The 404-nt window shown below is 58.2% G+C and carries 2 pseudogenes; one reads left to right on the top strand and one right to left on the bottom strand.

Annotated elements, in window-relative coordinates:
* A pseudogene (locus H0X90_RS35985) lies at positions 1-183 on the bottom strand (hypothetical protein); the annotation flags it as partial.
* Here H0X90_RS35985 and H0X90_RS35480 point away from each other — a divergent pair.
* A pseudogene (locus H0X90_RS35480) lies at positions 182-404 on the top strand (MFS transporter); the annotation flags it as partial. The pseudogenes H0X90_RS35985 and H0X90_RS35480 sit on opposite strands and share 2 nt — an antisense overlap.

Consider the following 404-nt stretch of genomic DNA (forward strand, 5'->3'; position numbering starts at 1 on the left):
GTCAGCAACCGCTAGCTCGTCCTTGAGGAAGGCGGCCCAGTGGTTGCCGAGCTTTATGGGGTCTTCGCCGCGCAGCAGCGTGTCTTTCCACATCACGCGCAAGCAAGCCTTCCAGGATTTCGCTACACTATTAATTGACGAATCAATCGTTGATGCGGCATTTGTATTGCCGCTCCCAGTCATGGCCGTCCACACCGCGCTCCCACATTCCCATACCCAGGTCCTGCCGTTCAAGGAATCGCTTTTGGCGATGATCGGCATTTGCTTTGTCGTCGTTCTGGTGGCGTTCGACCAGACCGTGGTCGGTACCGCCTTGCCGACGGTGGTGGCCGAACTCAAAGGCTTTGAGCTGTATGCCTGGGTGGCGACGTCGTATCTGCTGACCTCCGTGGTGACGGTGCCGA

Origin of the sequence: Burkholderia sp. 9775_39 (assembly GCF_015712225.1) — a bacterium.
Taxonomy (GTDB): Bacteria; Pseudomonadota; Gammaproteobacteria; order Burkholderiales; family Burkholderiaceae; genus Burkholderia; species Burkholderia cenocepacia.